At 70.5% G+C, this 15,401-nt stretch carries 12 protein-coding genes; 10 read left to right on the forward strand and 2 right to left on the reverse strand.

Annotation, left to right across the window (positions count from 1 at the left end; genetic code table 11):
* The first annotated feature begins 5 nt into the window (after positions 1–5).
* From ACIQAC_RS24895 to ACIQAC_RS24915, 5 genes are all read left to right on the forward strand, one after another.
* Complete coding sequence (locus ACIQAC_RS24895) at positions 6–1,466, forward strand: sodium:solute symporter (RefSeq protein WP_402194247.1); 1,461 nt, start codon at positions 6–8, stop codon at positions 1,464–1,466.
* A 77-nt stretch (positions 1,467–1,543) separates the two neighbouring features.
* Positions 1,544–2,512, forward strand: a complete 969-nt coding sequence (gene speB, locus ACIQAC_RS24900) for an agmatinase (protein WP_402194249.1) — start codon at positions 1,544–1,546, stop codon at positions 2,510–2,512.
* Positions 2,509–4,194: a thiamine pyrophosphate-binding protein gene (locus tag ACIQAC_RS24905; RefSeq protein ID WP_402194251.1), complete on the forward strand. Its 1,686-nt coding sequence runs from the start codon at positions 2,509–2,511 to the stop codon at positions 4,192–4,194. Before speB ends, ACIQAC_RS24905 begins: the two co-directional genes overlap by 4 nt.
* Positions 4,195–4,300: 106 nt before the next feature.
* The gene (locus tag ACIQAC_RS24910) at positions 4,301–4,720 is read left to right on the forward strand and encodes a hypothetical protein (protein ID WP_402194253.1); all 420 of its coding nucleotides are present in this window, start codon (positions 4,301–4,303) and stop codon (positions 4,718–4,720) included.
* Positions 4,721–4,749: 29 nt separating this feature from the next.
* The gene (locus ACIQAC_RS24915; protein ID WP_402194255.1) at positions 4,750–5,160 is read left to right on the forward strand and encodes a hypothetical protein; all 411 of its coding nucleotides are present in this window, start codon (positions 4,750–4,752) and stop codon (positions 5,158–5,160) included.
* Positions 5,161–5,218: 58 nt separating this feature from the next.
* Here the strand turns inward: ACIQAC_RS24915 and ACIQAC_RS24920 are convergent, their stop codons facing one another.
* The gene (locus ACIQAC_RS24920; protein WP_402194257.1) at positions 5,219–6,022 is read right to left on the reverse strand and encodes an endonuclease I family protein; all 804 of its coding nucleotides are present in this window, start codon (positions 6,020–6,022) and stop codon (positions 5,219–5,221) included.
* 260 nt (positions 6,023–6,282) lie between these two features.
* Between ACIQAC_RS24920 and ACIQAC_RS24925 the strand changes: the two genes are divergently transcribed.
* Positions 6,283–7,122 carry a serine hydrolase gene (locus tag ACIQAC_RS24925; protein WP_402194259.1) on the forward strand — a complete coding sequence of 280 codons (840 nt, stop codon included), beginning with the start codon at positions 6,283–6,285 and terminating at the stop codon, positions 7,120–7,122.
* A gap of 53 nt (positions 7,123–7,175) precedes the next feature.
* Positions 7,176–8,207, forward strand: coding sequence for an esterase-like activity of phytase family protein (locus tag ACIQAC_RS24930; protein ID WP_402194260.1), 1,032 nt, complete (start codon positions 7,176–7,178; stop codon positions 8,205–8,207).
* 280 nt (positions 8,208–8,487) lie between these two features.
* On the opposite strand, the gene ACIQAC_RS24935 is transcribed toward ACIQAC_RS24930, so the two are convergent.
* On the reverse strand, positions 8,488–9,324 hold the full coding sequence (locus ACIQAC_RS24935) for an undecaprenyl-diphosphate phosphatase (protein ID WP_402194262.1): 837 nt from the start codon (positions 9,322–9,324) through the stop codon (positions 8,488–8,490).
* A gap of 286 nt (positions 9,325–9,610) precedes the next feature.
* Between ACIQAC_RS24935 and ACIQAC_RS24940 the strand changes: the two genes are divergently transcribed.
* The 3 genes from ACIQAC_RS24940 (at position 9,611) to ACIQAC_RS24950 (ending at position 15,366) form a co-directional block, all read left to right on the forward strand.
* Positions 9,611–13,339: an ABC transporter ATP-binding protein gene (locus ACIQAC_RS24940; RefSeq protein ID WP_402194263.1), complete on the forward strand. Its 3,729-nt coding sequence runs from the start codon at positions 9,611–9,613 to the stop codon at positions 13,337–13,339.
* 77 nt (positions 13,340–13,416) lie between these two features.
* Complete coding sequence (locus ACIQAC_RS24945; protein ID WP_402194264.1) at positions 13,417–13,827, forward strand: hypothetical protein; 411 nt, start codon at positions 13,417–13,419, stop codon at positions 13,825–13,827.
* A gap of 108 nt (positions 13,828–13,935) precedes the next feature.
* Positions 13,936–15,366, forward strand: coding sequence for a S28 family serine protease (locus tag ACIQAC_RS24950; RefSeq protein ID WP_402194266.1), 1,431 nt, complete (start codon positions 13,936–13,938; stop codon positions 15,364–15,366).
* Positions 15,367–15,401 lie beyond the last annotated feature (35 nt).

Consider the following 15,401-nt stretch of genomic DNA (forward strand, 5'->3'; position numbering starts at 1 on the left):
CCCCCATGGCCGTCGACTACATCGTGATCGTCGTCTACCTGGTCGGCATGCTGGCCATGGGCTGGTGGGGCATGCGCCGCGCCAGGTCCAAGAGCGAGTTCCTGGTCGCGGGCCGCAGGCTCGGCCCCTGGATGTACTCCGGCACCATGGCGGCGATCGTCCTCGGCGGCGCGTCCACCATCGGCGGCGTCGGCCTCGGCTACCAGTACGGCCTCTCCGGCGCCTGGATGGTCTTCACCATCGGCCTCGGCCTGCTCGCCCTGTCCGTCTTCTTCTCCGCGCGCATCGCCCGGCTGAAGGTCTACACCGTCTCCGAGATGCTGGACCTGCGCTACGGCGGCCGGGCCGGTGTGATCTCCGGTGTCGTCATGTGGGCGTACACCCTGATGCTCGCGGTCACCTCGACCATCGCGTACGCCACGATCTTCGACGTCATCTTCGACATGCCCCGCACCCTGGCGATCGTCCTCGGCGGCTCGATCGTCGTCGCCTACTCCACCCTCGGCGGCATGTGGTCGATCACGCTCACCGACATGGTGCAGTTCGTGGTCAAGACGATCGGCGTGCTGCTGCTCCTGCTGCCGATCGCGGTCGTCAAGGCGGGCGGCTTCTCCGAGATGAAGGCGCAGCTGCCGACCGAGTACTTCGACCCGCTGGGCATCGGCGGCGAGACCATCTTCACGTACGTGCTGATCTACACGTTCGGCATGCTCATCGGGCAGGACATCTGGCAGCGGGTGTTCACCGCGCGCGGCGACCGGACCGCGAAGTGGGGCGGCACGGTCGCGGGCACCTACTGCCTGGTGTACGCCCTCGCCGGTGCCGTCATCGGCACGGCGGCCAAGGTGCTCTACCCGAACCTGGCCAGCGCGGACGACGCCTTCGCGACCATCGTGAAGGACGAACTCCCGGTCGGCGTACGGGGTCTGGTGCTCGCGGCGGCGCTCGCGGCCGTGATGTCCACGTCCTCCGGCGCCCTGATCGCCTGCGCGACCGTCGCCAACAACGACATCTGGTCGCGCGTCCGCGGCCTGGTCAAACCGTCGGACGGGGAACACGACGAGGTGAAGGGCAACCGGGTCTTCATCCTCCTCATGGGCGTTGTGGTGATCCTCACCGCCATCGCGCTCAACGACGTGGTGCAGGCCCTGACCGTGGCCTACAACCTGCTCGTCGGCGGTCTGCTCGTGCCGATCCTCGGCGGACTGCTCTGGAAGCGTGGCACCGCCCAGGGCGCCCTCGCGGGCGTCGCGGTCGGCGGCATCTCCGTGGTCGTCCTGATGGCCACCTACGGCATCCTCGCCAACGAGCCGATCTACTACGGCCTGCTGGCCTCCCTCGCCTCCTACGTGATCGTCTCGCTGGCCACCCCCGCCACGGACGCCGCCGTACTGGCCGCATGGCGCGAGCGCCTCGCCGGACGGACGCCCGAAGCCCAGGCCGAGCCCGTCCCGGCCCACCGGTAAAGTCGTCAGTAAATAGCATGAAGTCATAGCCAAATCACGCGATCCGTGATGAAGCATGAGAAAGAAGGCATTCCGCAATGAGCAGCACCGAGACGCCCCGCGGCCCCGTCGACTCGTCCCGCGTCCCGCGGTACGCGGGGCCCGCGACCTTCGCCCGGCTGCCCCGCCTCGACGAGGTCGGCACCGCCGACGTCGCCGTGGTGGGCGTGCCGTTCGACTCCGGCGTCTCGTACCGGCCAGGCGCCCGCTTCGGCGGCAACGCGATCCGCGAGGCGTCCCGGCTGCTGCGCCCCTACAACCCGGCGCAGGACGCCTCCCCGTTCGCGCTGGCGCAGGTCGCCGACGGCGGGGACATCGCGGTCAACCCCTTCAACATCAACGAGGCCGTGGAGACCGTCGAGGCCGCCGCGGACGAGCTGCTCGGCACCGGCGCCCGCCTGATGACCCTCGGCGGCGACCACACCATCGCGCTGCCCCTGCTGCGGTCGGTCGCCAAGCGGCACGGCCCGGTCGCGCTGCTGCACTTCGACGCCCATCTCGACACCTGGGACACCTACTTCGGCGCCGAGTACACCCACGGAACACCGTTCCGGCGGGCGGTGGAGGAAGGGATCCTCGACACCTCCGCCCTCTCCCACGTCGGCACCCGCGGCCCGCTCTACGGCAAGCAGGACCTGGCCGACGACGAGAAGATGGGCTTCGGCATCGTCACCTCGGCGGACGTCATGCGCCGCGGTGTCGACGAGGTCGCCGACCAGCTCAGGCAGCGCATCGGCGACCGCCCGCTGTACATCTCCATCGACATCGACTGCCTCGACCCGGCGCACGCGCCCGGCACCGGCACCCCCGAGGCGGGCGGCATGACCTCCCGCGAACTGCTGGAGATCCTGCGCGGTCTGGCATCGTGCAACCTGGTCTCCGCGGACGTCGTCGAAGTGGCGCCCGCCTACGACCACGCGGAGATCACCTCGGTCGCCGCGTCCCACACCGCCTACGAACTGACCACGATCATGTCCCGCCAGATTGCCGAGGCCCGCGCGAAGTGACCCACGACCACGACCTGGTGCTGCGCCCCACACCGGCGCAGATCGCCGCCGCCCTGAACCCTCCTCCCGGCCGCAACGGCGGAGACCTGGTCGTGGAGACGCTCGCCGGACTCGGCGCGACGACCGTCTTCGGCCTGCCGGGACAGCACGCGCTCGGTATGTTCGACGCCCTGCGCCGCAGCGATCTGCGGTACATCGGTCTGCGGGTGGAGAACAACGCGGGCTTCGCCGCGGACGCGTACGGCCGGATCACCGGCGAGGCGGCCCCCCTGCTCCTGTCCACCGGGCCGGGCGCGCTGACCTCGCTGGCCGCGCTCCAGGAGGCGGCGGCCGCCTCCGCCCCGGTGCTCGCGATCAGCAGCCAGATCCCCACGGCCGGCCTCGGCGGCGGCCGCCACGGCTACCTCCACGAACTCCCCGACCAGGCCGCCTCGTTCCGGGGTGTGGTCAAGTCGGTCCACACGGTCCGTACGCAGTCCCAGATCCCGTCCGCGATCGAGGCGGCCTGGAAGTCGGCGCTGTCCGTGCCGCACGGCCCGGTGTGGGTGGAGATCCCGCAGGACGTGCTGCTCGCCGAGACGTCGATCCCGGTCGTCACGGGCGGCGACGCCTTCCCCGAGGAACTCCCGCCACGCCCCGAACTCACCGCGCTCGCCGCCCACTTGCTCTCCCACGCCGAGCGCCCGGCGATCATCGCGGGCGGCGGAGTCGTACGGGCGGACGCCTCGGGCAAGCTGAGGCGGCTCGCGGAGGCGCTCCAGGCCCCGGTGGTCGCCACACCCGGCGGCAAGGGCGCGTTCCCCTGGACGCACCCCCTCTCCCTCCAGTCCTGGATCGAGGACCGGCACACCACCGACTTCCTGGAGGACGCCGACGTCCTGCTGGTCGTCGGCTCCGGCCTCGGTGAACTGTCCTCCAACTACCACACGTTCAAACCCCGTGGCCGGGTCGTCCAGATCGAGGCCGACCTCGGCAAGCTGGAGTCCAACCATCCCGCGCTCGGTATCCACGCGGACGCCCGGCTGGCGTTGCAGGCGCTCCTGGAGACGGTCGAGGAGCGTACGGACCCGTCGGCGCCCGAGCGGGTGCGGACCGTGCTCGCGAAGGTCGCCGAGCGGATCGCCGCCCAGGAACTCACCCTGGAACAGCGGGTGCTGGCGTCCGTGCGGGCCGCGCTGCCCGCCGACTCCCCGTCCTTCTGGGACATGACGATCCTGGCGTACTGGGCCTGGTCGGCGTTCGACGCCAAGGGCCCCAACCACATGCACTCCGCGCAGGGCGCGGGCGGCCTCGGCTACGGCTTCCCGGCGGCGCTGGGCGCGGCGGCGGCCGACCCGACCCGCCCGGTCCTCGCCGTCTCCGGCGACGGCGGCGCGCTGTACTCGATCGCCGAGCTGGCCACGGCCCGGCAGTACGACCTGCCGGTCACCTGGCTGATCGTCGATGACGGCGGCTACGGCATCCTGCGCGAGTACATGACCGACGCCTTCGGCGAGGCGACGGCGACCGAGCTGACCCGCCCGGACTACGTGGCCCTCGCCGAGTCCTTCGGGGTGCCGGGGGTGCGTACGTCCCCGGACACCCTGGAGACCGACCTGGCGAAGGCGCTCGCGACGCCGGGCCCGTCCGTGGTCGTACTCCCGGCGGTCCTGCGGATGTTCGCGGCGACACATCTGGACTGAGCCGGCGTTCCACCCTCCCGGAGGGCACATCCTGAGACCTCACAGGATGTGCCCTCCGCCGTTCGCTGTCAGGGTCGTGGAGCAGGCAGTCGAAACGGAGGAAGCAATGCAGAGATCAGGACTGTTCGGATCCCGGGTGCGCTCGGCGGCCGTCGCGGGGGCGGCCGTTGTCGTGACGGTGGGAGCCGGGCTGGTCGCCGCCGCGCCCGCGCAGGCTGCGCCGCGTCCCTGTCCGGGCACCGGCCCCGGGGACCCGTCCAAGTGCGCCCGGGTCGTCGGGATCGACCCGGGCTCGGCGCTGGTGATGCGGACCGCGCCGCGGTACAGCGCGACACCCGTCGCCCGCTGGGGCAACGGGCAGTGGCTGGAGGTCAGTTGCTGGACGACCGGTGACCCGGACGCGGACGGCAACGGCTACCGCTACTGGATGCGCGTCTTCACGGGCAGCTCCAGCGGCTACGTCAACGATTGGTACCTGGACACCGGCGGGCCGAGCACCTGGAAGCCGATCATCCCCCAGTGCTGACGACCGCCCACCCACCCGAGGAGTTCCCCATGGCCATGCAGCAGAAGCGGCGCACCCTGGTCGCCGTCGGCGCCGTGCTCACCGCCGCCGCCTCGTCCGTCCTGGTCGGTGCCGGTCCCGCCGGTGCCGCCATCCACCAGTGCACCATCTCCGGCGACCGCACCCAGTGCGCGTACGTCACCGGCATCGACGCCGGCTCGTATCTCGCGGTGCGCACCGCGCCCCGCTACAACGCCCCGAAGTCACCGGGCTTCGGGCAGTACCAGAACGGCCACCAGTTCGGCGTGTCCTGCTGGACCACCGGTGACCCGGACGCGGACGGCAACGGCTACCGCTACTGGATGCTCGTGGACAACGGCATCAACACCGGTTACGTCAACGACTGGTACCTGACCACCGGCGGGCCGAGCACCTGGAAGTCCCAGCTTCCGCAGTGCTGACGGACGTTCGTCTCAGGGGGGCGCCGCCGCGGGGCGGCGCCCCCCTGACCGCTGTCCTCTACCAGATCGCCTCGACCCACTCGGGGTGGTCGATGAACGGGTTGCGGTTGTGCTGGTAGTTGTCGTAGATCAGCTGGTTGCGGCGCTCTTCGAACGCGTCCGGCGGGTCCTCGTCGTTCCACGTCTTCAGCACGGAGAGCCGGCCGTGGTACGGCACACTGCCGTTGCCGGCCACGTTGTTGGGCTCCAGGTCGGGCCAGCTGTCGTCGCCCTCGTAGCGCACGGCCATGTACAGGATCATGCGGGCCACGTCGCCCTTGACGGCGTCGCGCGGCTCGAAGGAGTTGGAGTCGGTCAGGCTGCCGCCGCTGTTGGTGAAGCTGCTGCCGCCGTTGTCGAAGTCCTTGTTGCCGCGGACGGAGTTGACCTGGACGTCCTCCGGGCGCAGGTGGTGCAGGTCCGTGCCCGGTCCCGCCGAGGTGCCGAAGTCGCCGTGGGACTGGGCCCAGGTGTGCTCGCGGTTCCAGTTCCCGGGGTTGCCGCCGTTGAGCGACTTGGCCCGGGAGATGCCGGAGTACAGCAGGACCACGTTGTTGCTGTTGCGCGGGTCCTGGTCCGTCACCTTCAGCGCTTCCCAGACGGCCGAGTACGAGATCCTCGTCTGGTCGTCGATGATGTTGTGCAGCGAACTCTTCAGCGCCGTACCGGTCTTGCCGATGGCGCCGGCGTAGTACGTGTCGTCGTACGCGGTCGTGGTCGCGCCGGCCGGCCCTGCGGTGAGGGCCGGGAGCGTGAGGGCGAGGAGTACGGCCGAGGTGCCGAGCGCCACGGTCTTCCAGCGGCGGGTGTGCGTCACGGGCATGGGGCGTCCGTTCTACGCGGGTTGATGGTGCGGGAAGAATGAGCGTGACATGGACATGCTTACGGGTGGGTGACGCGGACGTGTCGGAACGGTGTCGGTCACCGGGGGCGCCGGTCCGTACCGGCCCTCGGGGTGCGGGCGGGCGCACACTGTGTCTCACCTGGCACTTTCCTGTGAGTGCACGAGGGGGCAGGTAACAAGCCGATCTGGAGTCGGTCAATCCGTACAACCATTCGGTAGAACTCGTGAGTCAACCCGGCATGACTCACGCGATATCAAGACGCGCCAGATGGGTGGCGGGCGGAGCGCTCGTAGCCTGTGTGGCCGCCGTCACTCCCGCCTCCGCGGCGGCCCCGGCTGTCACCTGCACGTCCGCCAAGGCGGGCCTCGCGGCCAAGCTGAAGAAGGACATCACCAACTCCCTCGCCAACCGCAAGGGCACCATCGCGGTCGGTCTCTACGACCGCACGACCAACACCACCTGCACCCTCCGCTCGTCGAGCGCCTACGACTCCGCGAGCGTCGTCAAGGTGACCGTCCTGGCGACGCTGCTGTGGGACGCGAAGAAGCACAACCGTTTCCTCACGGCGACCGAGACCAAGCTCGCCGAGGCCATGATCACCAAGTCGGACAACGACTCGACGTCCAAGCTGTGGCGGCAGCTCGGCATGACCAAGATCAAGGGCTTCCTGACCGCGGCGAAGATGACCCAGACCAAGCCGGGCGCCGACGGCTACTGGGGGCTGACCCAGATCACCGTCACCGACGAGCAGAAGCTGCTCAAGCTCGTCACCGCCAAGAACGCCGTGCTCAGCGACAACTCCCGCGCCTACATCCTGAAGCTGATGGGCAAGGTCGTCTCGTCCCAGCGCTGGGGGACCCCGTCGGGTGTGCCGTCCGGTGTCTCGGTCGCCGTCAAGAACGGCTGGCTGTCGCGGTCCACGCACGGTTGGCGCGTCCACAGCGTCGGCGCCTTCAAGGGCGGCGGCCACGACTACATGATCACCGTGCTCACCCACGGAAACAGCACCATGAACTACGGCATCGCGACCATCCAGGGCGTCGCCAAGGTCATCCACAAGGACCTCAAGGCGAGCTGACCCTTCACTGCGCGGCCCACCCGTGGACACCAAGTCGTCCTACGGTGACGGCCATGCGCCCGAGAATCGTACGAACCGTACTCGCCACCGTCACCGCCGGACTGGCCGCCGCCTCCTGCCTCACCGCCGCAGGGCCGGCCGCCGCCTCCGCGAACGGCACCCCCGCTCACGCCTGTTCGCCGGCTGTCTCGATCCAGGGCTTCTCGGACGCCCTGGACAAGACGACCTACGACGACACCTACGTCGGCAACTTCTCCGCGCTCGCCGTGGACCGGCGCGGGACGCTGGCCGCGCTGTCCGACCGTTCCTCGCTGTTCTCCCTGGACGGGCGGACCCTCCAGCCCCGCGGTGTGGTGCAACTCGCCGACGAGAACGGTGCCGCGCTGGACTCCGAGGGACTGGTCGTCGACCGCGACGGTACGTACCTCGTCTCGTCCGAGGGAGAGCCGGCCGTACGGCGCTACTCCCGTACCGGCGAGATCCTCGACCGGCTGCCGGTCCCGGACGACCTGCGGGTCGCCCCTGCCGGGCGGGCCGTCTCCAACGGCACCTTCGAGGGCCTGACCATGCTGCCCGGGCGCACGCTGCTGGCGTCCATGGAATACGCGATCGCCGGTGACTCGGCGGGCACCGTCCGGTGGCAGACCTGGCGGCGCGACGGGGGTGGTGGCTTCCGGCTGGGTGCGCAGTACGCGTACCGGGCGGATGCGGGGCTTGGCGTTCCGGAGGTGGCCGCGTTGGCCGACGGGCGGCTGCTTGTGCTGGAGCGGGGCTTCACCGCGGGTGTCGGGAACACGGTCCGGCTCTACGTCGCCGATCCGCGACGGGCGTCGGACACGTCGGGTGTCACGAATCTCACGGGGCAGGCCGGGGTGCGCCTGGTCAGGAAGACGCTCCTCGCCGACCTGGTGAACTGCCCGTCTCTCGGGGCGACGGCGCGGCAGCCGCAGCCGAATCCGTTGCTGGACAACATCGAGGCGATGGCGGTCACCGGTGGCGGTGAGGTCCTCCTCGCCAGCGACGACAACCAGAACCCAACCCAGACGACCCGCGTCTACACCCTGCGCGTGAAGCTGCCCCACTAACACCCGCGGCCCGGCGGGGGCTGACCGCGCAGTTCCCCGCGCCCCTTAAGAGCAGGGCATCACAGGCACCGCCACCTGGGCGGAAGCCGCGGGCATGCGTGCCGCCTGGGGCGGCACGGGTGGGCGCGGGCGGCGCCCCGTCAACGCCGGGCTGCGCAACGCCCCCGCCCAGCCCCCCGGCGCCGGGGCGCGCAGTCCCCGCCCAGCCCCCCGGCGCCGGGGCGCGCAACCCCCGCTCAGCCCGCCGCGTCGGGCCACGCAACCCCGCCCCACCCGACCGTCAGGTCGATGGGAGGAAGTCGCCGGCGACCAGGAACAGGATCAGAACGCCCAGTGCCACCCGGTACCAGATGAAGATGCTGTACGTGTGCCGGGCGATGAACTTCAGGAGCCAGGCCACCGCCGCGTAGCCGACGACAAAGCTGACCACCGTCGCCGTGATCGTCGCCGTCCACCCGACCCCGTCGGATATCGCGTCGTACTCCGTCGCGGTCTGAAGCGCCCCCGCCCCCAGCAGCGCCGGAATGGAGAGGAGGAAGGACAGCCGGGTGACCGTGACCCGGTCGAGCCCGCGCAGCAGCCCCGCCGAGGTCGTCGCGCCGGACCGCGAGACACCCGGGATCAGGGCCATGCACTGCACGATGCCGATGATCAGCGTGTCCTTCCAGGTCACCTCCGCCTCGCCGCGGTCCTGCGTGGCACGCCGGTCGGCGAACCACATCACCGAGCTCCACAGGATCAGCGCCGTACCGACCACGTAGAGACTGCGCAGGGTTGTCTCGATCTGGTCCTTGAAGACGAGGCCGACCACACCGATGGGCAGCGAACCGAGGACGACCGCCCAGGCGAGCTTGTAGTCCGGCTCCCGGCGCGCGGCGGGCCGGAAGATCCCCCTGAACAGGGCCGACACCAGCCGGGCGATGTCCTTGCGGAGGTAGAGCACGGTCGCCAGGACCGCACCCACCTGGATGATCGCCGTGAACGCGGTGATGTCGGGGTCGTCCGTGGAGTACCCGAGCATGCGCTCCAAAATGGTCAGATGCCCGGTGCTGGACACGGGCAGGAACTCGGTGAGTCCCTCAACGGCGCCCAGGAAGGCCGCCTCGACGATGTTCACTCGGTCCTCATCTTCATCTCTGTGCTCACAGGACACACGGAGGCTATCGGCGCCGCCTGTGCCGCCGAATCCGCCTCCCGGCGGGCGTACGGGGTGACGGCCGGCAGCGGGGCGTAAGACCTGAGATCGACCCCGACTGTTGCGGAAGGATGAAATCCGGTTCGTTCCGCGTTGGAGCCTTGCGGAAGATCAGGCCGCCGTCCGGAAGATCATGGCGGCCTCCGGGACACCGGCGACGGTTTCCGGAAGATCGACCGGAAGACCAGGACGAACGGAAGGCGGCGGCGTGGCAGCGCAACGGGGATGGGCACGGCGACTGGCCGGCTACGCCTGGCGGCATCCCAAGGACGTGATCCTCGCCCTCGGCTCCTCCCTCGCGGGCATGGCCGTGATGGCCCTCGTCCCGCTGATCACCAAGGTGATCATCGACGATGTGATCGGCGACGGCAGCCGGACCATGGCGACCTGGGCGGGCCTGTTCATCGGCGCCGCCCTGGTCGTCTACGTCCTCACCTACATCCGCCGCTACTACGGCGGGCGCCTCGCCCTCGACGTCCAGCACGACCTGCGCACCGAGATGTACGGCACGATCACCCGCCTCGACGGCCGCCGCCAGGACGAGCTCTCCACCGGCCAGGTCGTCGGCCGCGCCACCAGCGACCTCCAGCTGATCCAGGGCCTGCTCTTTATGCTCCCGATGACCATCGGGAACGTGCTGCTGTTCGTGATCTCCCTCGGCATCATGGCGTGGCTGTCGCTCCCGCTGACCCTCGTCGCGGTCGCCGTCGCCCCCGCCCTGTGGTGGATCGCCAAGCGCTCCCGCGCCAAGCTGCACCCCGCCACCTGGTACGCGCAGGCGCAGGCCGCCGCCGTCGCCGGGGTCGTCGACGGCGCGGTGAGCGGCGTACGCGTGGTGAAGGGCTTCGGGCAGGAGGACCAGGAGACCGGCAAGCTGCGCGAGGTCGGCCGCAGGCTCTTCGCCGGCCGGCTGCGCACCGTCCGCTTCAACTCCCGCTACACACCCGCCCTCCAGGCCGTCCCCGCGCTCGGCCAGGTCGCCATGCTCGCCCTCGGCGGCTGGCTCGCCGTCCGCGGCCACATCACCCTCGGCACCTTCGTCGCCTTCTCCGCCTACCTGGCCCAGCTCGTCGGCCCGGTCCGGATGCTGGCCATGGTCCTCACCGTCGCCCAGCAGGCCCGCGCCGGTACCGAGCGCGTCCTGGAGCTGATCGACACCGAGCCGGCCATCACCGGCGGCACCAAGGAACTGCCCGCCGACGCCCCCGCCACCGTCGAGTTCGACGACGTCTCCTTCGCCTACGACGAGTCCACCCCCGTCCTGCGCGGCCTGAGCTTCGAGATCCGCCCCGGCGAGACCCTCGCCGTCGTCGGCTCCTCCGGCTCCGGCAAGTCCACGGTCTCCCTGCTCCTGCCGCGCTTCTACGACGTCACCCACGGCGCCGTCCTAGTCGGCGGCCACGACGTCCGCGAGCTGACCACGCGATCCCTGCGGTCCGCCATCGGACTCGTCCCCGAGGACTCCTTCCTCTTCTCCGACACGGTCCGCAACAACATCGCCTACGGCCGCCCCGACGCCACCGACGACGAGATCGTGACGGCCGCCCGCGCCGCCCAGGCGGACGGCTTCATCACCGAACTCCCCGAGGGCTACGACACCACGGTCGGCGAACACGGCCTCACCCTCTCCGGCGGCCAGCGCCAGCGCGTCGCCCTCGCCCGCGCGATCCTCACCGACCCGCGCCTGCTGGTCCTGGACGACGCCACCTCCGCCGTGGACGCCCGCGTCGAGCACGAGATCCACGAGGCGCTCGCCCACGTCATGGAGGGCCGTACGACCCTCCTCATCGCGCACCGCCGCTCCACCCTCGGCCTCGCCGACCGGATCGCCGTCCTCGACGCCGGCCGGCTCGCCGACATCGGCACCCACGACGAACTCCAGCAGCGTTCCGCCCTCTACCGCCGGCTGCTCACCGACCCCGACGAACTCGGCGGCGTCTCGCCCGGCCACGTCCCGCCGGCGCTCCCGCAGGAGGACACCTCCGTCCGCGACGAGCTGGACGCCGAGTTCGACGCCGAGCGGGGCATCACACCCAAGCTGTGGACCGGCGACCGCCGCCCGAAGGACCTCGCCCTCGCCGGCAGCCCGGCCACGCCCGAACTCCTCGCCCAGGTCGACGCGTTGCCCCCGGCGACCGACGTCCCGGAGGTCGACGAGGCCCGCGCGGTCCGCGCCGAGGACCACTACGGCCTGCGGCGCCTGCTGCGCGGCTTCGGACTGCCGCTGCTGGCCAGCCTCGGTCTGGTCGCGGTGGACGCCGGCATGGGCCTGCTGCTGCCGGTCCTGATCCGGCACGGCATCGACAGCGGTGTCACCGAGGCCGCCCTCGGCGCCGTCTGGGCCGCCGCCCTGCTCGGTCTGGTCGCCGTGTTCGTCCAGTGGGCCGCGCAGACCGGCGAGATCCGCAGGACCGGCCGTACCGGCGAACGTGTCCTGTACGCGCTGCGGCTGAAGATCTTCGCCCAGCTCCAGCGGCTCGGACTCGACTACTACGAGCGCGAGCTGACCGGCCGGATCATGACGAGGATGACGACGGACGTCGACGCCCTGTCGACGTTCCTCCAGACCGGCCTGGTCACCGCGTTCGTCTCCGTGGTCACGTTCTTCGGCATCATGGGCACCCTGCTGGTGATCGACCTCCAGCTCGCCCTGGTCGTCTTCGCCACCCTGCCCCCGCTGATCGTCGCCACGTACTTCTTCCGCAGGGCGAGCGTGAAGGCCTACGAGCTGGCCCGTGAGCGGGTGTCGACGGTCAACGCCGACCTCCAGGAGACGGTGTCCGGGCTGCGGATCGTGCAGGCCTTCGGGCGCGAGGCGGACAGCGGGCGGCGGTTCGCCGAGCGCAGCGAGAGCTACCGCCAGGCCCGGATCCGAGGTCAGTGGCTGATCTCGATCTACTTCCCGTTCGTCCAGTTCCTGTCCTCGGCCGCCGCCGCGTCCGTACTGGTCGTGGGCGCCGGACGGATCGAGGCCGCCACCCTCACCACGGGTGCGCTGGTGGCCTACCTCCTCTACATCGACCTGTTCTTCGCCCCCGTCCAGCAGCTCTCCCAGGTCTTCGACGGCTACCAGCAGGCGACCGTCTCCCTCGGCCGGATCCAGGAGCTGCTGCGCGAGCCGACGTCCACGAAGTCCGCCGACGAACCCCGCGAGGTCCTCTCCCTGCGCGGCGACATCGCCTTCGAGGACGTCCACTTCGCCTACGGGCCCGCCGACGAGCCCGAGGAGGCGCTCGCCGGGATCGATCTGCGGATCCCCGCCGGGCAGACCGTCGCGTTCGTCGGCGAGACCGGCGCGGGCAAGTCGACCCTGGTCAAGCTGGTCGCCCGGTTCTACGACCCCACGGCGGGCAGTGTCACCGTCGACGGCACCGACCTGAGGTCGCTGGACCTCACCTCGTACCGCCACCGTCTGGGTGTCGTCCCGCAGGAGGCCTATCTCTTCCAGGGCACCGTCCGCGACGCCATCGCCTACGGCCGGCCCGACGCCACCGACGCCGAGGTGGAGGCGGCGGCCCGCGCGGTCGGCGCCCACGAGATGATCGCGACCCTCGACGGCGGCTACCTCCACGAGGTCGCCGAGCGCGGCCGCAACCTCTCCGCGGGGCAACGGCAGTTGATCGCGCTGGCCCGCGCCGAACTGGTCGACCCGGACGTGCTGCTCCTCGACGAGGCGACGGCCGCCCTGGACCTGGCCACCGAGGCACAGGTCAACCAGGCGACCGACCGGCTCGCGGGCCGCCGTACGACCCTGGTGGTCGCCCACCGGCTGACCACGGCGGCCCGCGCGGACCGGGTCGTGGTGATGGACCACGGCCGGGTCACCGAGGACGGCACCCACGAGCAACTGCTCGCGCTGAACGGCCGGTACGCGCGCCTGTGGCGCACGTTCGTCGGGGCGCCGGATGAGGAACAACCCGTGGGCGCGACGTACTGACCAACGTGCAACCATCCGACACACCTCCGGCGTCCGTACACCCGTACGGGGGGTGTCGTGGTGCGGGAGGGGCCGATGTGAACTGGGGTGCGATACGGCGACGGTTCGCTCTCTTCATGGCCGTGCTCACCGCCTCCGGGCTGCTCGCGCTCACCGGCCCCGCCGACGAGGCACAGGCCGCCGCCGACGAAACCCGGGCCGCCGCCCCCTGCGGAGGCCGCAAGGTGAAGACACTGCCGTTCTCCACCGGCTCCGTGCGCCTCTACCGGCGCGGCGGCTACATCTGCGCGATCACCGTCCCGAAGCGCGTCGAGGGCCGGAAGACGATGTCGGTGAGTCTTCAGGCGCGCGGCAACCGCCCGGTCGTCGACAAGGGCCGCTACGTCCGCCGGGCCGGCCCGGTCACCGTGCACGCGGGCCGGCGCTGTGTGCGGGTCAAGGGCGCCGTGGGCGGCGGCTCGGTGAGCTCCGGCTGGATCCTGTGCTGAGTACACGCGGTCACCGAGGGAATCCCCTCACGTTGGTCAAGCCCCCCTGGTGCGAACGGTCTTGCTCCGATAGCTTCCGGCGCACAGTAGTTCCACAGGGGAGGGTGTATGCGCAAGGCGCTCAGGTGGCTGCTCGCGCTCACCGTGTTGATAGGCACGTTGAGCACGGCCGGGGCGGCCACCGCCGCCCAGCCGGAGGCCAGTTCCAAGGACATCAAGGAGAGGCTGCTCTCCATACCGGGCATGAGCCTGGTCGAGGAGAAGCCGTACACCGGCTACCGGTTCTTCGTCCTCAACTACACCCAGCCGATCGACCACAGGAAGCCGTCCAAGGGCACGTTCCAGCAGCGGATCACCGTGCTGCACAAGGACGTCTCGCGCCCGACGGTCTTCTACACCGGCGGCTACAACGTCTCCACGACGCCCAGCCGCCGCGAGCCGACCCAGATCGTGGACGGCAACCAGGTCTCCATGGAGTACCGCTACTTCACGCCGTCCCGCCCCAGCCCCGCCGACTGGACCAAGCTCGACATCTGGCAGGCGGCCAGCGACCAGCACCGCATCTTCAGGGCGCTGAAGAAGATCTACGCCAAGAACTGGGTCTCCACGGGCGGTTCGAAGGGCGGCATGACCGCCACGTACTACGAGCGCTTCTACCCGCGTGACATGGACGGCGTCGTCGCGTACGTCGCCCCCAACGACGTGGTGAACAACGAGGACTCGGCCTACGACCGGTTCTTCACGAAGGTCGGCACCAAGGAGTGCCGCGACCGGCTGAACGGTGTGCAGCGCGAGGCGCTGGTGCGCCGCGAGCCGCTGGAGAAGCGGTACGCGGAGTTCGCCGCCGCCGAGGGCTACACCTTCAACACCGTCGGCAGCCTGGACAAGGCGTACGAGGCGACCGTCCTCGACTACGTCTGGGGCTTCTGGCAGTACAGCCTGCTCTCCGACTGCGGCACCATCCCGGCGGACGCCAAGAACGCCTCCGACGACGACATCTGGAACTCGATCGACACGATCGCCGGGTTCTCCTTCTACACGGACCAGGGCCTGGAGCCGTACACGCCGTACTACTACCAGGCGGGCACGCAGCTCGGCGCGCCCACGATCCAGTTCCCGCACATCGAGAAGAAGTACGTCCGCTACGGCTACCTTCCGCCGCGCTACTTCGTGCCGCGCGACATCGAGATGCGCTTCCAGCCGGGCGTGATGAAGAACGTCGACAGCTGGGTCAAGCACAACGCCCACCAGATGCTGTTCGTCTACGGCCAGAACGACCCGTGGGGTGCCGAGCCCTTCCGTCTCGGCAAGGGCGCCCGTGACAGCTACGTGTTCACCGCGCCCGGCGCCAACCACGGCGCCAACGTGGCCGGTCTCGTCGCCGACCAGAAGGCCCTCGCCACCTCGAAGATCCTGAAGTGGGCGGGCGTCGCCCCGGCCACCGTCCAGCAGGACGCGTCGAAGGCGAAGCCGCTGGCCCGCTACGACGCCAGGCTCGACGTCCGTGACGTGGAGCGGGAGCCGACCCTGCGGCCGTGAGGCACAGGCAGGCGCAGTGAGTGACAGTGCGGTCC

The sequence above is a fragment of the Streptomyces sp. NPDC088387 genome, from assembly GCF_044753385.1.
Classification (GTDB): Bacteria; Actinomycetota; Actinomycetes; order Streptomycetales; family Streptomycetaceae; genus Streptomyces.